Origin of the sequence: Pseudonocardia hierapolitana (genome assembly GCF_007994075.1) — a bacterium.
GTDB lineage: Bacteria > Actinomycetota > Actinomycetes > Mycobacteriales > Pseudonocardiaceae > Pseudonocardia > Pseudonocardia hierapolitana.
Genome location: NZ_VIWU01000001.1, coordinates 2,675,037 through 2,693,215 on the forward strand (window position 1 = coordinate 2,675,037; position 18,179 = coordinate 2,693,215).

General features: G+C 72.8%; 21 protein-coding genes. 7 read left to right on the plus strand and 14 right to left on the minus strand.

All coding sequences use genetic code 11. From position 1 onward, the window contains the following. The first annotated feature begins 69 nt into the window (after positions 1 to 69). The 3 genes from FHX44_RS12705 (at position 70) to FHX44_RS12715 (ending at position 3,183) form a co-directional block, all read left to right on the plus strand. Positions 70 to 897 (plus strand): methylenetetrahydrofolate reductase, encoded by an 828-nt coding sequence (locus FHX44_RS12705; protein ID WP_246170340.1) that lies wholly within the window; start codon positions 70 to 72, stop codon positions 895 to 897. Positions 898 to 979: 82 nt separating this feature from the next. Then, a complete protein-coding gene (locus FHX44_RS12710; RefSeq protein WP_147255990.1) occupies positions 980 to 2,473 on the plus strand; it encodes a hypothetical protein in 1,494 nt (497 codons plus the stop codon). 32 nt (positions 2,474 to 2,505) lie between these two features. Continuing rightward, positions 2,506 to 3,183 carry a hypothetical protein gene (locus tag FHX44_RS12715; RefSeq protein WP_147255991.1) on the plus strand — a complete coding sequence of 226 codons (678 nt, stop codon included), beginning with the start codon at positions 2,506 to 2,508 and terminating at the stop codon, positions 3,181 to 3,183. Positions 3,184 to 3,189: 6 nt separating this feature from the next. Here FHX44_RS12715 and FHX44_RS12720 read toward each other — a convergent pair whose 3' ends face one another. The 4 genes from FHX44_RS12720 to FHX44_RS12735 all read right to left on the minus strand — a co-directional run bounded on the left by FHX44_RS12720 (position 3,190) and on the right by FHX44_RS12735 (position 6,699). Beyond that, on the minus strand, positions 3,190 to 4,419 hold the full coding sequence (locus tag FHX44_RS12720) for an ABC-2 family transporter permease (RefSeq protein ID WP_147255992.1): 1,230 nt from the start codon (positions 4,417 to 4,419) through the stop codon (positions 3,190 to 3,192). Further along, positions 4,416 to 5,291, minus strand: coding sequence for an ABC transporter ATP-binding protein (locus tag FHX44_RS12725; RefSeq protein ID WP_147255993.1), 876 nt, complete (start codon positions 5,289 to 5,291; stop codon positions 4,416 to 4,418). Before FHX44_RS12725 ends, FHX44_RS12720 begins: the two co-directional genes overlap by 4 nt. Before the next feature lie 89 nt (positions 5,292 to 5,380). Then, complete coding sequence (locus FHX44_RS12730; RefSeq protein WP_246170341.1) at positions 5,381 to 6,073, minus strand: MBL fold metallo-hydrolase; 693 nt, start codon at positions 6,071 to 6,073, stop codon at positions 5,381 to 5,383. 68 nt (positions 6,074 to 6,141) lie between these two features. Then, positions 6,142 to 6,699: a helix-turn-helix domain-containing protein gene (locus tag FHX44_RS12735; RefSeq protein WP_147255995.1), complete on the minus strand. Its 558-nt coding sequence runs from the start codon at positions 6,697 to 6,699 to the stop codon at positions 6,142 to 6,144. 39 nt (positions 6,700 to 6,738) lie between these two features. On the opposite strand from FHX44_RS12735, the gene FHX44_RS12740 reads away from it, so the two are divergent. Next, positions 6,739 to 7,266, plus strand: coding sequence for a GNAT family N-acetyltransferase (locus FHX44_RS12740; protein ID WP_147255996.1), 528 nt, complete (start codon positions 6,739 to 6,741; stop codon positions 7,264 to 7,266). Here the strand turns inward: FHX44_RS12740 and FHX44_RS12745 are convergent. Together FHX44_RS12745 and FHX44_RS12750 are read right to left on the minus strand one after the other, a co-directional pair. After that, the gene (locus tag FHX44_RS12745; protein ID WP_147255997.1) at positions 7,263 to 7,661 is read right to left on the minus strand and encodes a PPOX class F420-dependent oxidoreductase; all 399 of its coding nucleotides are present in this window, start codon (positions 7,659 to 7,661) and stop codon (positions 7,263 to 7,265) included. The two genes, FHX44_RS12740 and FHX44_RS12745, sit on opposite strands and share 4 nt — an antisense overlap. Before the next feature lies 1 nt (position 7,662). Beyond that, positions 7,663 to 7,980 (minus strand): hypothetical protein, encoded by a 318-nt coding sequence (locus FHX44_RS12750; protein WP_212612441.1) that lies wholly within the window; start codon positions 7,978 to 7,980, stop codon positions 7,663 to 7,665. A 281-nt stretch (positions 7,981 to 8,261) separates the two neighbouring features. Here FHX44_RS12750 and FHX44_RS12755 point away from each other — a divergent pair, with 281 nt between their 5' ends. Together FHX44_RS12755 and FHX44_RS12760 are read left to right on the plus strand one after the other, a co-directional pair. Next, on the plus strand, positions 8,262 to 8,531 hold the full coding sequence (locus FHX44_RS12755; protein WP_147255998.1) for a hypothetical protein: 270 nt from the start codon (positions 8,262 to 8,264) through the stop codon (positions 8,529 to 8,531). Between the two features lie 120 nt (positions 8,532 to 8,651). Continuing rightward, positions 8,652 to 9,473, plus strand: a complete 822-nt coding sequence (locus FHX44_RS12760) for a mechanosensitive ion channel family protein (protein ID WP_147255999.1) — start codon at positions 8,652 to 8,654, stop codon at positions 9,471 to 9,473. Positions 9,474 to 9,623: 150 nt separating this feature from the next. Here the strand turns inward: FHX44_RS12760 and FHX44_RS12765 are convergent, their stop codons facing one another. The 3 genes from FHX44_RS12765 to FHX44_RS12775 are packed head-to-tail and all read right to left on the minus strand — an operon-like array spanning position 9,624 to position 13,443. Continuing rightward, complete coding sequence (locus tag FHX44_RS12765) at positions 9,624 to 11,924, minus strand: xanthine dehydrogenase family protein molybdopterin-binding subunit (RefSeq protein WP_147256000.1); 2,301 nt, start codon at positions 11,922 to 11,924, stop codon at positions 9,624 to 9,626. Then, on the minus strand, positions 11,921 to 12,931 hold the full coding sequence (locus tag FHX44_RS12770) for an FAD binding domain-containing protein (protein WP_147256001.1): 1,011 nt from the start codon (positions 12,929 to 12,931) through the stop codon (positions 11,921 to 11,923). Before FHX44_RS12770 ends, FHX44_RS12765 begins: the two co-directional genes overlap by 4 nt. Then, entirely contained in the window at positions 12,928 to 13,443 is a 516-nt protein-coding gene (locus FHX44_RS12775) for a 2Fe-2S iron-sulfur cluster-binding protein (RefSeq protein WP_147256002.1), read from the minus strand. The genes FHX44_RS12770 and FHX44_RS12775 overlap by 4 nt, the downstream gene beginning before the upstream one ends. Before the next feature lie 75 nt (positions 13,444 to 13,518). Here FHX44_RS12775 and FHX44_RS12780 point away from each other — a divergent pair, with 75 nt between their 5' ends. Then, positions 13,519 to 14,172, plus strand: a complete 654-nt coding sequence (locus FHX44_RS12780) for a TetR/AcrR family transcriptional regulator (RefSeq protein ID WP_147256003.1) — start codon at positions 13,519 to 13,521, stop codon at positions 14,170 to 14,172. Between the two features lie 4 nt (positions 14,173 to 14,176). Here FHX44_RS12780 and FHX44_RS12785 read toward each other — a convergent pair whose 3' ends face one another. The 5 genes from FHX44_RS12785 to FHX44_RS12805 form a co-directional block, all read right to left on the minus strand. Next, positions 14,177 to 14,560: a DUF6401 family natural product biosynthesis protein gene (locus FHX44_RS12785; protein ID WP_147256004.1), complete on the minus strand. Its 384-nt coding sequence runs from the start codon at positions 14,558 to 14,560 to the stop codon at positions 14,177 to 14,179. A gap of 81 nt (positions 14,561 to 14,641) precedes the next feature. Next, positions 14,642 to 14,932: a hypothetical protein gene (locus FHX44_RS12790; protein WP_147256005.1), complete on the minus strand. Its 291-nt coding sequence runs from the start codon at positions 14,930 to 14,932 to the stop codon at positions 14,642 to 14,644. A 209-nt stretch (positions 14,933 to 15,141) separates the two neighbouring features. Beyond that, positions 15,142 to 15,921 carry an IclR family transcriptional regulator gene (locus FHX44_RS12795; protein WP_147256006.1) on the minus strand — a complete coding sequence of 260 codons (780 nt, stop codon included), beginning with the start codon at positions 15,919 to 15,921 and terminating at the stop codon, positions 15,142 to 15,144. A gap of 47 nt (positions 15,922 to 15,968) precedes the next feature. Beyond that, complete coding sequence (locus tag FHX44_RS12800) at positions 15,969 to 16,739, minus strand: enoyl-CoA hydratase (protein ID WP_147256007.1); 771 nt, start codon at positions 16,737 to 16,739, stop codon at positions 15,969 to 15,971. A gap of 3 nt (positions 16,740 to 16,742) precedes the next feature. After that, positions 16,743 to 18,098, minus strand: coding sequence for an SLC13 family permease (locus tag FHX44_RS12805; protein ID WP_147256008.1), 1,356 nt, complete (start codon positions 18,096 to 18,098; stop codon positions 16,743 to 16,745). Positions 18,099 to 18,179 lie beyond the last annotated feature (81 nt).

Sequence of the window (18,179 nt, forward strand, 5' to 3'; positions counted from 1 at the left end):
GCTCTTCGCATGGCTCATGGGCTCTGTAGGACTGCGGTCGGCGCGGGTTCGCGCCGTAAGCTGCCAGACGTGGCCGATCTCGCGGGGGCGTTGCGTCGCGTCTCCTACGAGGTCCTCCCGTTGAAGGGCACCGAGGAAACCGTCGTCGACCACGTGCCCCGGGACGTACCGCTCACCGTCAGCACGAGCCACGCCAAGGGCCCGGAGCCCACCATCGACCTCGCCGTCCGGCTCACCGGCCACGGCTACTCCGTGGCCCCGCACCTGGCGGCTCGGCAGATCCGGGACACCGCGCACCTGTCCGACCTCGTGGCGCGGCTGCGGGACGCCGGTATCGACAGCGCCTTCATCATCGGCGGCGACGCCCCCGAACCGGCCGGCCCGTTCGATGACGCCTTCGCGTTGCTCGTGGCACTCGACGACCTCGGTCACCCGTTCCAGCGGATCGGGGTCGCGGGCTACCCGGAGGGGCACGCCAGGATCGAGACCGACCTCCTCGACGAGGCGCTCGAGAAGAAGGCCCCCTACGCCACGCACGTCATCACGCAGATTTGCTTCGACGCCGCCGCGACGGTCGGCTGGGCGCGCCAGGTGAAGGAGCGGGGCGTCGTCCTGCCGGTCCGGGTCGGGCTGCCCGGGGTCGTGAGCAGGCAGAAGCTCGTCCGCATCTCCGCCGGGCTCGGTCTCGGCCAGTCGGCCCGGTTCCTGCTCAAGCAGCAGAGCCTGTTCTGGCGGTTCTTCCTGCCCGGCGGCTACCACCCCGGCCGCCTGGCGAACCGGCTCGCCCCGCACCTGCACCGGCCCGCCACGGAGCTGGACGGCTTCCACTTCTTCACGTTCAACGAGGTTGCGAGCACCGAGGCGTGGCGTCGCTCGATGCTCGACCGGGTCTCCTGAGGAGCGCCACGGCGTCTCCGACCTGAAGGGCTCCCGACCCGCTTCCTCAGGCCGAGCGGGCCGGGCTACCGTCCGGCGAGTGATGATCCGGGGGGCAGCAGGGGTCGTGCTCGTCGTGCTGACAGCGCTGGCCACGGCGTGCTCGGCACCGATAGCCGGCACACCGCACGCGGCCACGGCGCCGACCGCCCCGGCCGGCGGCGGCCTCCCGCTGACCGCCGAGCAGCAGCGCCTGGCCGAGCTGTTCGCGCAGGTGCGCTCGTGGGACATGTGCGCCATGCACGACATCGACGCCGCGAGCCGGGCCACCGGCTACACCCCCGACGAGCTGCTCCCCTACCGCGAACCCGGTATCTGCCGCCTCGTGATGAAGGACCCGGGCGGGGTGTCGGAGTGGGAGCTGCAGCTCGACGTGTTCCAGGTGATCCCCGCCGAAGGCGCAGGGCAGCCGCTGGACGTCGGCGGGGTGCAGATGCCGCAGGTGCGCGACAACGACGAGTCGAGCTGCGCGTACAGCTACCCGATCGGCTCCCCGGGCCAGGGCGACGAGCGGTGGGGCATCGAGCTGTCGGTCCTCAACATCTCCCCCGACAAGCCCCCGTGCGACGTCGCGCGCGAGTACGTCACGGCGATCGCGCCGCGGATGGCGGACCCGCCCCTGCGCAGCGCGGGCGCCACGATGCCGGCCCTGGACATCACCTCGTCGGATCCGTGCGTGGTGGCCGCCGCGATGGTGCCCGTCATGTCCGGCGGGCAGGCTCTCGGCCCCGACGCGCTCGACGTGGGGGACATCGGGCCGTACACGTGCGGCGTCAACGCGACGGTCGACGACGGCGGGGGCAAGCGGAAGGTGCGCGCGTCCGTCGAGTTCGCCCTCAGCGCCACCGAGGACGTCGGAAGCGCCACCGTCGGGGGCTTCCCCGGGGCGAGCAACCCGCTCGGCATCAACTGCCAGGTTCTGTTCGCGCCGCAGGACGTGCAGCTGGTGGGCAACCCCGGGCAGTCGCCCAGCGTGCCGGTGGTCGAGGTCGACGCGGAGTGCGACCAGATCGACGCGCTCGCCACGGCAGCGGCCGGCGCGATCGCGCCCGCGGCCGGTCGCCCCGGCGCGAACGCGCTCGCGCTCGGCGACCTGGACCCGCCCCCGACGGCCGAGAGCGTCGGCGCCCCGTTCGACCCGTGCACCGTGGTCGGCGGCTGGCAGGCCTACCCGGCCGACGTGCAGCCGACGCCGCCGCGGCCCGCGGTGCCGATGACCGTGCGCCCCCAGGACCCGTTCAAGGTCGGCTGTACGTTCAACGCGGGTGGCATCTTCTCCTCCCTGGTCTGGGGCACGCCCACCGAGGACGGCTTCTCGGCCGACCCGGCCGCACGTGGCGCAGGCGCCGTGGCCGTGCAGTACGGCGGCCGCCCCGGCGTGGAGCAGACCAGCACGAACACGGGCAACGGCCAGCCGACCTGCTACAGCGCCGTCCAGATCTCCCAGGGGATCGCCGCCATGGTGACGACCCTGCCCGACGACCCGTGCCGGGTGAACCGGGCGGTGCTCGAGCAGGTGGCCCAGAAGGTGCCCTGAGGACGCCGTCCGCGATGTGGTGCACTGGGCCCGTGAAGATCCGTCTCGCCGCCGTCGCGGTCGCGCTGGCGGCGCTGGCCGGTTGCTCCACCCCGCCGGGTCCGGCGCCCGCGTCGCCCGCCCCGGTGCTCCCCGAGGACGCGATCGCCTACGACGACCTGCTCTCGGCCGACCGGGAGTTCCCGTTCGACAACACCTGCGACCAGCTGGACCCCGGCACCGTCGACGAGCTGGGCGCCCGGGACGTGCAGGTGTTGCAGGGCATCGCCGGGCCCGTGGGGTGCGCGGTCGAGTTCGGCACGGCCGAGCTCGACGAGCTGTGGATCGAGACCCGGTCCCCACCGAACCCGTCCGAGCCGCGGTACTTCCCGCTCGTGTGGAACGGCGAGGCCGGCAGCACCACCTACCACCGCAGGCTCCTGCTCGACGGGCGCTACTACGCCGTGGAGACCATCGACTTCTACGGCGGCCAGCCCGGCTGCTACGTCACCGTCGACACGGGCTCGCCCGACGCCGTGCAGTTCCGCGGGATCGTCCCCGAGGCGCTCGCGGCGAGCTACGGCGAGCTGAACTCGTCGTTCACGAACTACACTGTCGACCACGCCGGCACCGAGAAGTTCATGAAGGACAACTGCCCGGCGGTCGAGAAGGCGGCGATCGCGCTGCTCGGCGACATCGACCCCGGCGGCGGGTCACTCGCGACGAGCTAGGAGGGTCTACGCCAGGTCGCGGCGGGCGACGCGGTAGCCCGCGAGCCCGAGCAGGCCGGCCCACAACAGCAGCGAGACGATCACCGGTGCCGGGCCATCGACCGGTGCGAGCGTGGCCAGCGCCGCCGCGGCGCTCGACGGGTCCACCCATGCGAACACCTGCGGAGCCAGCCCGCTGATCGTGAGCATCACGGGCACCGTCGCGAAGTAGATCGCGAGCGCGCCCGCTGCGTTCGGCACCAGCATCGCGACGGTGAGCGCGACGAGGATCGTCAGCAGCGAACCGAGCACGCACACCCCGATGACCCAGCCGGGCCGGTGGCCCAACAGGTAGGTGGCACCGACGCCGCTGATCGCGCCGGGCGCCACGAGCAGCGTGGTGACCAACTGGAGGACGGCGGCGACCAGCCACAGCATCAGCACGACCGTGGCCTGCGCGAGGAAGTACCGGGCCCGCGACGGCTGGGCGAGCAGCGTGGGCTGGGCGCTGCGGTGCTGCCACTCACCCGCGATGAGCTTGATCAGCACGGCGTGCAGCAGCACGTGCCCCACCCGGACCGTGTAGAACGTCGGGGAGATCTGCTCCGCCGCCGACGCGTACGACGACGCGTAGTCCGCGCCGGTGTGGATCAGCACGGTGATGCCGACCAGGACGATCGGGGCGAGCGCCAGCAGGATCCGGTCCGACAGCGTGCCGGAGAGCTTCCGCAGCTCCACCAGGACCAGCTTCGGGAACGGAGTGCGCCGGGACGCGGCGGCGAACGGGCCGTCGCCGGGTGGACCGGGCAGGGCCGGAACCGGCGGTGGCGCGGCGGCGGGCGGACCGGGCAGAGCCGGAACCGGCGGCGGCGCGGAGGGCTGCTGGAGCCGCGGTGCTGCCGCAGCCGGTGCGGGCGCCCATGCACCCGGAGCCTGCGGCCCGGCCCACTCCGGGGCCACGGTCCCCGCAGCCGCCGCGGGAAGCGGTGTCGCCGCGGCGGCAACGCCCGGAGCCCGTCCCGCCGGACCCGGCCAGGGCCCGGCCGGGACCGGCTGGGGCGCCACCCCCTGCTGGCCCCACCCCGGCTGCGCCGGGCCGTACTGCGCGGGACCGTGCTGGACCTGCCCGTGCAGGACCTGCCCGTGCGGGACTGGGCCGTGCTGAGTCTGGCCGTGCGGGGCCGCTCCCGGCGGCATCGGCCCCTGCGGCGCCGCTCCTGGCGGCCCCGCCCAGGCCTGGCCCTGCCCTGTCGTCATCGCCCGCCTCCGGACAGCCGGAAGAACAGCTCCTCGAGGTTCTGCTGGTGATCGCTGACGCCGTGCACCCGGACGCCCGCCGCGAACACGATGTCGGACACCCGGTCGCTCGGCGCGTCGGCGAGGATCTGGCCGTCGGGGCTCGGCTCGATACGCACCCCGGCCTGCATGAGCGCGTTCGCGATCGCCTGCATGTCCGGGCCGCGCACCAAGGACCGGTGGGACGCGAGCAGCTCGCGGATCGGCCCGTCGGCCACCACCCGTCCGTTGCCGATCATGACGATGCGGTCGGCGGTCTGGTCCACCTCGGACAGCACATGGCTCGACAGCAGCACCGTGCCGCCGCGCCCGGCGTGTCCGCGCAGCAGTTCGCGCACGGCCCGGATGCCGACCGGGTCCAGGCCGTTGATCGGCTCGTCGAGCATGAGCAGAGGGGGATCGGCGAGCAGGGCGTGCGCGAGCCCGAGTCGCTGGCGCATGCCGAGGCTGTACTTGCCGATCTTCTTGCGGATGGCGTCGCCGAGCCCGAGCTGGACCATCAGCTCGTCCGCCCGCCGCGCAGGCACCCCCATGAGGGAAGCCGCGTTGCGCATGTGGGCGCCCCCGGTGCGGCCCGGGTGCACGGCCGCGGCGTCGAGCAGGACACCCGCGACGTGCGCGGGGTTGGGCCAGTCGCGGAACGGCTTGCCCGCGATCCAGCTGCCGCCCCGCGTGGGCGGGGTCAACCCGGTGATCATCCTGAGCGTGGTGGACTTGCCCGCACCGTTGGGCCCCAGGAACGCGGTGACCGTGCCGGGCTGCAGGTCGAAGGAGACGTCCTCGACGGCGGGCCGACCACCGTAGATCTTGGTCAGCCCCCGGACGCTCAGCACGATCGGATGGTAGCGATCAGCCTCTCGGGCGCGGCGACCGCGGGACCTGCGGGAACTCCCGGTGCAGGTCAGCGGCGGCAGCGGCCCGGTCACCCGAGCGGGTCCGGCACCTCCACGTCTCCCGCGGCGGCCGCCAGCAGGCCGGTCCGCTCGTCGAGCAGGGGGTCGCCGTGCCCGAAGCACACAGTCGTGACGCCCGGCTCGGCCAGGCGCCGGAACGACGCTTTCGCCCGCTCCCGGTCGGTGTTGAATGGCCCGAGGAACACCGCGCCCGCGCGCTCGGCGGCGGTGTCACCGGTGAACAGGACCCCGCGCTCGCCGTGCCGGAGCGCGATGCTGCCCGGGGTGTGGCCCGGCGTCCAGATCACCTGCAGCCCGTCGAGGACGTCGCCGTCGTCGAGGTCGATGTCGACCCGCGCCTGCGGGACGTCGGGCGGATCGGGCAGCCCGGCGCCGACCACGGCGTGCAGCTCGCGTTCCGCGGGCGTGAAAGCCGGCCACTCGCCCTTCGCCTCACCCCGGACGACCTGCGCGTCGGCGTGGTGGGCCGCCACCTGCACGCCGGGCCATTCGCTCACCTCGCGGGCCGAGCCCGCGTGATCGGCGTGGTAGTGCGTGAGGACCACGCGCCGCACCCGGCCCCAGCCGTCCAGGGCGGCCGCGATCCGGTCCGCGGAGCCCGGCGGGCCGGTGTCGACGAGCGTGACGTCCCGCCCGTCCCGCAACGCGTACGCCTGGCCGACGGGGAAGCGCAGCATGCGCAGGTCAGGAGTGAGATCCACGATGTCCACCCCGCCATCGTCGGGGGCGTCGACCGGGCCTGGCACCCTTGTTCACCACGGGCGGAGCGTCAACGCCGGGTGAGCGCCACCAGGTATCGACACGTCCGGTCGGTCGGGTTGACGTACGCGCGCGTCAACGGCGGGCCGAGCTGGAGGCAGTCACCGGGGTCGAGCTCGTGGACCGCGTCGCCCTCGTGCAGGCGCAGGTGGCCGTCGAGCACCCAGATCTGCTGGTGGACGTCCGGATAGGCGTCGGCGGCGAACGCGACCCTCGCCCCGGCGGGCAGCTCGATCTCCACGAGCTCGAGCGGTCGCCCGCTGGCCGGCGACACGGTCCGGCGCCGGTAGCCGCTGGCCGGGTCGGTCCAGGTGGGTTGGTCGGCGGCACGCACGAGCCGTCCGCCGCCGTCCTCCGCACGCGACACGAGCTCCGAGAGCGTCATCCCGAGCGCATTCGCGAGCCGGGCGAGCAGCACGGCCGTGGGTTGGGCGTCGCCGCGCTCCACCTTCGTGATCATCGCCCGGGACACGCCCGCCCCCTCCGCGAGTGCGCTGATCGAGAGGCCGCGTGACTTGCGGGCCGCCTGCAGCGCGGCGGCGAGGGACGCGGTCAGTGTGTCGGACACGCTGTCACTATAGTGACAGTTCTGCTTATCATCGTCGCCATGAAGGTTCGTGCAGCCAGCGAAGAGGACGCCGCGGCCTGCGCGGCCATCTACGCGCCCTACGTCACCGACACAGCGATCACCTTCGAGATCGACCCGCCGACGCCGGAGGAGATGGCCGAGCGCATCACGGCGGCGGAGCGTACGCACGCCTGGCTCGTCCTCGAGGACCTGGAGGACGGCGGCCGGGTCGTCGGCTACGCGTACGCCGGCCCGTTCAAGACGCGGCCCGCCTACCGCTGGGCCTGCGAGACCAGCGTCTACCTCGAGACCGGACGGCGGCGCACCGGCGGCGGGCGCACCCTGTACGAGGCGCTCTTCCCGCGCCTCGCGGAGCGGGGCTATCGCACGGCCATCGCAGGCATGACCCTGCCCAACGAGGCGAGCGCCGGCCTGCACCGGGCACTCGACTTCGAGCCGGTCGGCACCTACCGGCGCATCGGATGGAAGCACGGCCGGTGGCACGACGTCGCCTGGATGCAGCGCATGCTCTCGGAGGCGGCGGACCCGCCTGCCGAACCGGCCTAGTGCCCGAGCTGGGATGTGGTCCGCTCGACGATCACGCTGGTGGCGTAGCGCGTCGTGCCCGGCGGCTCCACGTCCTCCCAGCCACCGGTGTACTTCTCGGCGATCGCGCGCTCCAGCTCCAGGCCCGGGTCGGGCACGAGCTCGCTCACGACGCCGCGCAGTTCCAGGTAGAAGGTGGGGCTGGCCGGGTCGGCGATCGCGACGGCGATCCGCGGGTCGCGGCGCAGGTTGCGCAGCTTCTGACGGCCCTCGACGAGGCTGATCCGCACGCGGTCGCCGTCCCACAGGAACCACAGCGGGGTGACCTGCGGGGCGCCGCTCCTGCCGAGCGTCGAGACGAATGCCACCGCGCGCGAGCGCAGCAGGTCGTGGAAGACCTCGGGGATCTCGGCCACCTCAGGCGCGTACCCGCACGACGACCTCGGCGTCGGTGACCCGCTCGACCCCGACCATGAAGCCGCCCGCCTCGGTCTCGCCCCCCACCGGCACGGTGATCTGCTGGCCCGCCACCTCCAGCTGCGCCGTGCTGTCCTGGACCCCGACGAGGCGGGCCTCGACGCCGAGCACCGAGACGGCGACGTCCCCGCTGCGCGGGAACGTGATCGTGCAGCCGTCCAACCCGCAGTCGACCTGGGAGCCTCCACCGCCACAACCGGCGACGAGCACCAGCGCGGCGAGAACGGACATCGCGGACAGAACGGCACGACGGATCACGAATCGAAGCCTACTGTCCCGCGTAGTGCCGGTGGGGATCCAGGTCGCACCCCCGACGCCACGCGACCGGGCTCCAGGCTGCTGATCTCGGCGTTCGACACCCCGCCACGGCACCCGGCAACCTCCGTGAGCCGAGCGGCGCGTAAGAGACGAATGCAAGTGCAGAAGAAGGTTGCAGAGTCCTCTTGCGGATGCAAGCAGAGAGCGACAAACTGGATGCGGTGGGTGGCACTGCCCGTGGGCAGCCGCCCGAGGGGTGGACCTGTGGCGGAGTGGGGACCGTGAGCAGACCGCGTGGGCAGTCGGAGGCGTCCGAGCTCGGCGAGGGCGCCACCATCTCCGTCACGTGCGTTCTGGACGGCCGCTGCCATTCGGTCCCCGACGAGGAGCTCGCGATCGGCATCGCCTACCGCGGCGGCCAGTACTCCGCGGTCTGCGGCCACGTCGTGACGCCCGCTCCGATGGTCGCCCCCGATGGCGAGCTCTGCCCCGCGTGCGCTGAGCGCGACGCGAGCCACCGTCGCAGGCGCGGCTTCCGTTTCCGCCGCTGAGCGGGGGCTTTCGTCCACTTTGGTGTGTCCACCGGTGGTGCGGATTTCGTGTGAACCGGGTGTGGAGCGGGTTGGGATGGGCATCCAACGGGTGCGACATCCACCGACCTGGGAGTTCCGATGTTCGACAACCTCGGCGCAGCGCTGGGCGATGCCATGCGCATGGTCGCGGTCTTCGTGCCGCAGCTGCTGCTCTTCCTCGTCATCCTGCTGATCGGATGGCTGATCGCGAAGGGGCTGCGCAAGCTGACCGATACGGTCCTGGAGCGCCTGCACTTCGATCGCGCAGTCGAGCGCGGCGGAATCGGACAGGCGCTCGCACGGTCGAAGTACGACGCGAGCGACCTGATCGCACTGGTCGTCTACTACGCGGTGCTGCTGCTCACGCTGCAGCTCGCGTTCGGCGTGTTCGGTCCGAACCCGATCAGTGCCCTGTTGACGGGCATCGTCGCGTTCCTGCCGCGGATCGCCGTGGCGATCATCATCGTCGTGATCGCGTCCGCCATCGCGGCCGCCGTCAAGGACCTCGTCATGAGCGTCACGGGCGGGCTGTCCTACGGCCGGGTGCTCGCGAACATCGCGTCGATCTTCATCATCGCCCTCGGTGTGATCGCCGCGCTGAGCCAGATCGGTGTCGCGATCGCCGTCACGATGCCGGTGCTGATCGCCGTCCTGGCGACGGTGGGCGGCATCATGGTCGTCGGTGTCGGCGGCGGTCTCATCCGGCCGATGCAGCAGCGCTGGGAGCGCTGGCTGGACCGCGCCGAGCAGGAGGCCCCGATGGCCCGGGCCCACTCCCAGGCCTACGAGCGCGGCCGCGAGGACGCCGCGCGTCCCACCACCACGGGCGCGCACGCCATGCCGGCCGAGTCCACTGATCCCATGGGCACGCGGATGGACACTCCTATCACAGACCCGGCCGCGGATGTGCGCAAGTCGTAAGGTCGCTCCCCTCTCGGAGCACCCGGCGGGGTCGGGCACGAACGGGCCGGCCCCGCCGCGGCCCTCGTCGCAGCAGAGCCACTTCCACGCAAGCACGTGGAAGTGGCTCTGCTGTGAGATCGGGCCCTGCTGTGATCGGCTCTGCTGTGATCAGAGGAGGCGGTCCGGGGTGATCGGCAGGTCCCGCACGCGCACGCCCGTTGCGTGGTGCACGGCGTTGGCGATCGCCCCGGCGACGCCGGTGATGCCGACCTCCCCCACCCCGAGCAGCCCGAGCGGGGTGGTCGGGTCCGGCTCGTCGAGGTAGTAGACGTCGATCGCCGGGACATCCGCCTGCACCGGCACGTGGTAGTCGGCGAGGCTCGCGTTCATGATGCGGCCGTTGCCCGGATCGACCACCGTCTCCTCCGACAGCGCCGCCCCGATCCCCATCACGATCCCGCCGCGCAGCTGACTGGTGGCGGTCTTCGGGTTGATCACGCGCCCGACGTCGAACACCGCGACCCAGCGGGTCACGCGCACCTCGCCGGTGTCCTCGTCGACCGCCACCTCGCAGAAGTGGGCCCCGGTAGCCGCACGCACCTGCCGGCGCTGATCCCTGACCACGCCGGCGAGGAGGCGGACCTGGCCCGCGACGCGGCCGAGCGATGTCCGGGCGCCGACCCGGCCTTCGAGCGAGGGACGTCCGGCGCGGGCGAGGATCTCGCCGTAGGTCTCGCCCGACCCGTCGGCCGCGAAGAGCCCGCCGTCACGCGCCACGAGCTCGTCGATCCGGCGCCCGCGCAGCGGTGAGCCCGGCGAGCGGCGGGCGAGCGCGAGCGCCGACCGCCTCAGTTCCTCGCAGGCCCGCAGCACGCTCGCCGCGGCGGTGGCCGTCTGCCCCGACCCACCGGCCATCGGCCCGACCGGCAGCGCCGAGTCACCGATCTCGACGGTGACCGCCTCGACCGGGACACCGAGCGCATCCGCCGCGACCTGCGCCTGGACGGTCGCCACGCCCACGCCGATCTCATGGAGGCCGCAGCGCACCCGGACGGTGCCGTCCATCCCCAGCCGGACGGTGACGTCGGCGGTCAGCTGGATCGGCATGTGGAACGCGGTGGCGACGCCCCAGCCGAGCAGTCGCCGCCCGTCGCGCATCGAACGTGGCTGCGGCGGCCGGTCGGCCCAGCCGAACCGCTGCGCGCCACGCGCGTAGGCCGCACGCAGGTTGCGGTGGGTGAACGGCTTGCCCCCGAGGGGGTCGCGCTCCGGTTCGTTGCGCATGCGCAGCTCGACGGGGTCGATACCGAGCTCGTACGCCAGCGCGTCCATCCCGGACTCCAGCGCGAACGTCCCGACGGCCTCGCCGGGCGCCCGCATGGCCGAGTTCGGCAGCATGTCGAGCGTCGCGGTGCTGTGCCGGACGAGGATGGTGCGGGCCGCGTAGAGGTGACGGGACTGCGAGCCCACCGGCTCCGGCATCCCGCCGACCCGCCCCACCTGCGAGATCCCGGTGTGCACGAGCGCTGTCAGTGCACCGTCGCGTTCCGCACCGAGCGCGACCCGCTGCACGGTGGGCGTGCGCCCCCCGACCGTGCGGAACACCGCCTCGCGCGAGAGCGCCAGCCGGACGGGGCGCTTGGCCACGCGGGCCGCCATCGCACACAGAACGGTGCCGGCCCAGACGAACCCCTTCCCACCGAAGCCGCCACCCACGTTCGGGGCGATCACGCGGACCGCGTCCACCGGCACCCCGAACCGCAGCGCGAGGTGCCTGCGCGCGAAGTCCATCGCCTGGGTGCTGTCGTGGACGGTGAGCCGGTCGCCGTCCCACACGGCGGTGGTGGCGTGCGGCTCGATGGCGTTGTGGTTCTGCGGCGGGGTGGTGAAGCGCAGGTCCACCGAGACGGGAGCAGCGGCCAGCGCCTGCTCGGCGTCGCCCTTGCGGCCTGCACCGGAAAGCATCGGGAGCCCCCGTGCGGGTTCGGCCGAGCCCTCCGCGCCGCGGAAGTCGGTGACGGCCGGCTCGGCGGCGTAGCCCACCCGCACGAGCCGGGCGGCCTCCACCGCGGCCTCCAGGCTCTCCGCGACGACGACCGCGACCGGCTCCCCGTTCCAGTGCACCTCGTCGCTGCCCAGGTAGTTCACGCTGGTGCCCGACGCCATCGTGCTGAGGTCGAGCGGGTTGACCCGGGCGGCCGGGGGTTTGAGCGCGGGCGCGTTCCGATGGGTGATCACGGCGAGCACCCCGTCCACCGCCTCGGCGGCCGCGGTGTCGATCCCGGTGATGCGCCCGCGCGCGATCGTGGCGTGCACGAGCGTGGCGTGCGCGAGGTCCGGGTAGGGCCGGTCGGCCGTGTACTCGGAGGCGCCGGTGGTCTTGACGGCGCCGTCGACGCGGTCGATCGGACGCCCGACCGCGGGGCCGGTGGCGGTCGTGGGGCGCGTTCGCTCCGGTGCCTGGGTCACGCCGGGCCTCCCTCGGCATCGTCTGCTCGCTCCGCGGCGAGCCGGCGCAGCGTCGCGACGATCGTGCGCTGCGCCAGCTCGACCTTGAAGGCGTTCTGGGGTCTGGAGATCGCGGACGCCAGCTCGGCCGCGGCCGCCCGGCGGAAGGTCTCCTCGGTGGCCGGGGCGCCCAGCAGCACGCGCTCGGCCTCCCGCGCCCGCCACGGCGTGGTGGCGACCCCGCCCAGCGCCAGGCGCACGTCGACGACATCGCCGTCGCGGACCTCGAGCGCCGCGGCGACCGACACCAGCGCGAACGCGAACGAGGCGCGGTCGCGCACCTTGCGGTACCGCGAGGTCCGGGCGACCGGCAACGCGGGCAGCTCGACCGCGGTGATCAGCTCGTCGGGCGCGAGGTCGGTCTCGACGTGCGGGGTGTCGCCGGGCGGGCGGTGCAGCTCCGCGAGCGGGATGCGCCGCGTGGCCCGCAGGCTCTGCACCTCGACCACCGCGTCGAGCGCGACCAGCGCGACGGCCATGTCGGACGGGTGGGCCGCGATGCAGTGCTCGCTGGTGCCGAGGACGGCGCTACCGCGGTGGATGCCGTCGATCGCCGCGCAGCCGGAACCGGGCTCGCGCTTGTTGCAGGCCGCGGCGTGGTCGCGGAGGTAGGGGCAGCGGGTGCGCTGCAGGAGGTTGCCGCCGACCGTCGCCATGTTGCGCAGCTGGCCCGACGCGCCTGCGAGCAGTGACTCGGCGAGCACCGGGTACCGCGAACGCACCCGCCGATCGGCGGCGAGCCGGCTGTTGCGCACCATCGCGCCGATCCGCAGGCCACCACTTTCCTGCAGCTCGTCCACCCCGGCCAGGGGCAGCGCGGTGACGTCGACGAGCGTCTCGGGCCGCTCGACGTCGTCGCGCATGAGGTCCACGAGGTTGGTGCCGCCGCCCAGCGGCCGCGCCCCCGCCGCGACGGCGCCCAGCGCGGTGGGCAGGTCGGGCGCACTGACGTACCCGAACGCTCTCACTGCGACATCTCCTCCGCGACCGACTGGACCGCTCCGACGATGCCCTCGTACGCGCCGCAGCGGCACAGGTTGCCGCTCATCCGCTCCTTGATCTCCGCCTCGGTCAGCGCGATCTCGTCGTCGGTGAGGTGCGGCGTGACCACGCTGGGCATGCCGGCGCGGTGCTCGGCGAGCATCCCCAGCGCCGAGCAGATCTGGCCCGACGTGCAGAAGCCGCACTGGAAGCCGTCCTCCCGCACGAACGCCTCCTGCAGCGGATGCAGGTGATCGGGCTGCCCGACTCCCTCGATCGTGGTGATCTCGCGCTCGGCGTACTGCACGGCGAGCGCGAGGCAGGCGACGATCCGCTCGCCGTCGACGAGCACGGTGCAGGCACCGCACGCACCCTGGTTGCAGCCCTTCTTCGTGCCGGTCAGGCCCAGGTGTTCGCGCAGGGCGTCGAGCAGGCTGACCCGGGGATCGAGCTCCAGGAGCTCCGTGGATCCGTTCACGCGCAGCTTCACGGGGGTCACGCCGCCACCCTAAGGCAACAGCGTTGCCCTAACAAGTCAACACTGTTGCCCTATCTCCGGGTTAGGGTCGTCGCGATGAGTACGAAAGCCGGCTTCCTGCGCGCCCGGCGGCCCGAGCAGAAGCAGCAGCGCTACGCCGCGATCCTCGACGCCGCGCGCGAGCTCGCACTGCACGACGGCGTCGGCGCGGTCAGCCTCGCCGACATCGCGGCGGAGGTCGGCATGCACAAGTCGGCACTGCTCAAGTACTTCGAGACGCGCGAGGAGATCTTCCTGCGGCTCGCCGAGACGGAGTTCGGGGAATGGGCCGCCGGTGCGCTCGCCGCGCTGGCGACAGCGGGCCCCGACCCCCGGGAGGTGGCCGACGCGCTGGCGGGCTCGGTGGCCGACCGGCCGCTGTTCTGCCAGCTCCTGCTCTACACGCCGCTCACGCTGGAGCGCAACGTCTCCCTGGACGTCGTCCGCGTGTTCAAGCTGGCGATCAAGGGATCGATGGAGGACGTGATGCCCGCGCTGCAGCGGGCGCTCCCGGCGCTCGACGCGGACGCCTGCTTCGAGCTGTTCATGATGACGGGAATGGTGGCGGCCGGGCTGTGGCAGGCGGCGCATCCTTCACCGCAGGTGGTGGCGCTGCATGCCGAGGACCCCGGCGCGGCCCCCTACCCCGACTTCAGGGCCTCGCTCGTCCGGTTCGTCTGGACCTACCTCGCCGGCCTGCTGGCGCGCTGACGCCTCAGGCCTCGAACATCGGGGCGGGCGAGCGGTGCCATCGGTCGTCGCGGCTCAGGGCACAGACGGCGAGCACCCGGACGGTGAGCCAGTCGGCGCGGTGCCAGCACTCCCCCACCGCGGCCCGCAGCCGGGCGGCGTCCGTGCCGGCCTGGTCGAGCAGACCCTTCGCGTAACCGGCGAGGAGCACGGCACCCGCGGCCGCGGCCGCGCCTTCCACACCGAGCAGCAGGATGTCGCGCACACCCGCCGCGTGCTGGTCGACGGCGGCCAGCAACGCGGGCACGGCCGCGGCGGCGGCGAGCCCCGCTTCACCCAACTGTTCCATCAGGCCTGCCAGCCAACGCTGTGCGTGATGGTCGGCGACGTGGTCGAACAAACCTGCCACGACAGAGGAGGGTATCTCCCCTGATCGGGCGCAGGAACGCGCCCGTGACCAACCACGCAGTGACCGTCGCTCCGAGAGCGGTCAGAGCCAGATACCCGGCCCGCCGAACGGTCCCCGTGCCTCGCGGTTGGCATCGTGTTCGCTGGGCTCCACGGCGTCGGCCGTGCGCAGCAGCCACCAGACCGAGCCGAACGCCGCGACCACGACCACGGCGAACACCGACCCGGTGAGTGCCACGAGCCCCAGCACGATCGAGATCATCGCCCACTCCGGCACCGTCGTCTCACCGGGGCGGGCAGACGGATCTTCACCGGCGTCGTGCCGGCGCACGGCTTCGGCGAGCTGCTGGTCGTCGTCAGCGGTCCACTCCATGCCGCTCACCTCCCTGGTCGGGGGTACCCGCAACGACCTACCAGCCATGCGGCCGCTGCGCATCCGGCAACCGGGCGAGTAACCCGGAAGTGTGAACGAAAATCCGCTGCTGGTGCCACTTTCGGGTTCGTGATCATGGTGTGCGGCCCGCTCGGCGCCGGCTGCGGGAAGCCGCTCAAGCACGGACGCAACGACCTACAACTGGATCACTAGGCGAGCGCGCCACGCGCGTCGAGATGTCCGGCGAGCGAGGCGGCGGCCGTCTGCAGCATCGGCACGATCCGCTCGACGGCCGCCCACGTCACTCGGGTGTCGGGTCCGGAGACCGAGAGCGCGGTGGACGCCGGGCCACCCGGCACCGCGACGGCCACGCAGCGCACGCCCAGCTCCTGCTCGGCATCGTCGACGGCGTAGCCCTGGGCGCGGATGCGCTCCAGCTCGCGCTCCAGCCGGTCCGGGTCGGTGATGGTGTGCGGGGTCTGGGCCGCCATGCCGGTGCGGGCGACCATCGCGCGGACCTCCGCGGGAGGCAACTGGGCCAGCAGCACCTTGCCCACCCCGGTGCAGTGCACCGGCACCCGCCTGCCGACCTCGGTGAACATGCGCATCGAGTGCCGCGACGGAACCTGCGCCACGTAGACCACCGCGTCACCGTCGAGCATCGCGAGGTTGGCCGTCTCACCCACCTGGTCGACGAGCTCGGCGAGCTGCGGGCGCGCCCACTCCCCGAGCATCCGCGACGCGGCGTCGCCCAGCCCGATCAGGCGCGGGCCCAGGGCGTACCGGCGGGACGGGAGCTGGCGGACGTACCCGGACGCCACCAGCGTGCGGACGATGCGGTGGATGGTCGGCAGCGGCAGCCCGGACCGGGCGGCCAGCTCCGACAGCGCCACCGCGCCTCCGGCGTCGGCCATGTGCTCGAGCAGGGCGAACGCGCGGTCGAGGGACTGCACGCCGCCGCTGCGGTCCGGCTGGGTGGCTGCGCCCACCGTGCTCCTCCTGCGAGATCCTGGCCCTCCAGGTTAAGCGGTGACCATCACTCCCCGGTCCAGGCGGCACGCTCCTTGCGGGCGAATGCCGCGACGGCCGACGCGAAGTCCGCGCTCCCGTACACGCGCGCGACGATGTCGTCGCCGTCCGGGAGGCCGGCCCGCCGCAACCGCGCGAGCGTCTGCTTGGTGGCCCACATCGACAGCGGCGCGTGCGAGGCGAGCGTCGCGACCGTCTCCGCGAGCGTCGCATCGAGCTCGGCCGTGTCCTCCACGAGCTGGGTGACGAACCCGGCGGCGTGCGCCTCCGCCGCGTCGAGCAGGCGGGCGCGCAGCAGCACGTCCATGGCCCGGGCCCGGCCCAGGTTCGCCACCAACAGCGCGGTCGTGTCCATCGACAGGCAGTTGCCCAGCGTCCGCGCGATCGGCACCCCGAACCGGGACACACCGGTGGCGATCCGCAGGTCGCAGGCCGCCGCGAGGGCCAGCCCGCCGCCGATGCAGTAGCCGTCCACCGCCGCGACGGTGGGCACCGCGGTGTCCTCCAGCCGCCGCAGCACCCGGGTCATCCGCTCCTCGTACTCGACGCCCGCCGCACCGTCGAAGCCCGTGAACTGGGCGATGTCGGTGCCGGAGACGAACGCCTTCCCACCGGCGCCACGCAGCACCAGCACCCGGATGTCCGGGTCGGCATCGGCCTTCTCGCAGGCGTCGTGCACGCCCTCGTACATCGCGAACGTCAGTGCGTTGTGGGCCTCGGGGCGGTTGAACGTCACCTGCAGGACAGGGCCGTCCTGCTCGACGAGGAGATCGGTCATGCCCTACAGCCAACCGGGCAACACCAGCACGAGCCATGTGACGAGCGGCGCAACGACCACCATCGACATGCCCCACTGGAGCAACCGCTTGTAGACGTAGTCGCGGTGGTCCTCCGGCGAGTTCGCAACGGTGAGGGCGCCCGAGGTCGAGTACGGGCTCGAGTCGACCACCGACGAGGAGATCGCGAACGCCGTGATGACACCGACCACGCCGAGCTGCCCGCCGAGCAGCAACGGCACCGCGAGCGGGATCAGCGCGGTGAGGATGCCGGTGGTGGACGCGAACGCCGAGACGACGGCACCGATGTAGCAGAGCAACAGTGCGGAGAGCAGCGGGATGCCGAGCGCCGCCACGCCATCACCGAGCCACTCGATGGTGCCGTTCTCCTCCATCAGGCTGACGTAGGTGGCGACACCGCAGACCAGCAGCACGGTCGGCCAGGCGACCTGGGCGACGGCTCCCTTGTAGGCCGTGGGCGAGAGGAGCGAGAGCAGCACGGCCGCGGTGACGGCGAGCAGGCCGACGTCGAGCTGGAACGCCAGTGCTCCCACCGCCAGGGCGAGGAGCACCACCAGCGTGAGCGACCGGTTGAGGTCGAGCGTGGTGACCGGCCGGCGCTCGCCCTCGGTGAACCCGGCTCCGGTGGCGCCCGTGGTCGCGCCGTTGGCCTTGGCCGCGCCGGGCCCGCCTCCCGGTGCGACCTCGGGCCCGCCGACCGGCGCGGGCTCCTCGGCGACGCGGCCGATGAGTTCCCGCCCGCCGAACAGGAAGAACATGACGACGTTGAGCAACGTGTTGAACACGAGGCTGCCGAGGAAGAGGATCAGCGGGCTCCCGGGCAAACCGGCACCCGCCACCACGTCGTTGGTGATCCCACCGAAGATGCTGATCGGCGAGAAGCCGCCCGCCGTCGCCCCGTTGATGATCGACAGACCCATGAGCACCGGGTTGATCCGGTGCTGCACCGCGAGGCTGAGCCCGACGGGCGCGATGATCGCGACCGCGGCCGGAACCACCGATCCGAACGCGGTGAGCAGGGCGGTGACCGCGAACATGATCCACGGGATGAGCACGATCCGGCCGCGCACCCCGCGCACCGCCCGGTCGACCAGCCAGTCGATCGTGCCGTTGGCACGGGCGATCGCGAACAGGAACGTGACGCCGACCAGCGTCACGAACAAACCGCCGGGGAACCCGGCGACGACCCCGTCGGCGACGTCGTCCGGCGGGCCCTCCAACACGATCGTTCCGACGATGAACGCCGCGACCAGGGCGATCGCTCCGAGGTTGATCGGCAGCGTCGTGGCGATCACGAACGCGACCACCAGCAGGAGAATCGAAATCAGGTGGATGGACATGCGCACTTCCTCACGGCAGCGTTGTCGGAGGGCGTTCCGCATCGCGGAAGTCTGATTCCGGGTGGAGTATGGTTCGGGTCA

Coding starts and splice junctions, on each gene's coding strand:
- FHX44_RS12710 (WP_147255990.1), top strand. CDS start 980: ATGATCCGGGGGGCAGCAGGGGTCGTGCTCGTCGTGCTGACAGCGCTG.
- FHX44_RS12720 (WP_147255992.1), bottom strand. CDS start 4,419: ATGACGACAGGGCAGGGCCAGGCCTGGGCGGGGCCGCCAGGAGCGGCG.
- FHX44_RS12740 (WP_147255996.1), top strand. CDS start 6,739: ATGAAGGTTCGTGCAGCCAGCGAAGAGGACGCCGCGGCCTGCGCGGCC.
- FHX44_RS12760 (WP_147255999.1), top strand. CDS start 8,652: ATGTTCGACAACCTCGGCGCAGCGCTGGGCGATGCCATGCGCATGGTC.
- FHX44_RS12780 (WP_147256003.1), top strand. CDS start 13,519: ATGAGTACGAAAGCCGGCTTCCTGCGCGCCCGGCGGCCCGAGCAGAAG.
- FHX44_RS12790 (WP_147256005.1), bottom strand. CDS start 14,932: ATGGAGTGGACCGCTGACGACGACCAGCAGCTCGCCGAAGCCGTGCGC.
- FHX44_RS12800 (WP_147256007.1), bottom strand. CDS start 16,739: ATGACCGATCTCCTCGTCGAGCAGGACGGCCCTGTCCTGCAGGTGACG.
- FHX44_RS12805 (WP_147256008.1), bottom strand. CDS start 18,098: ATGTCCATCCACCTGATTTCGATTCTCCTGCTGGTGGTCGCGTTCGTG.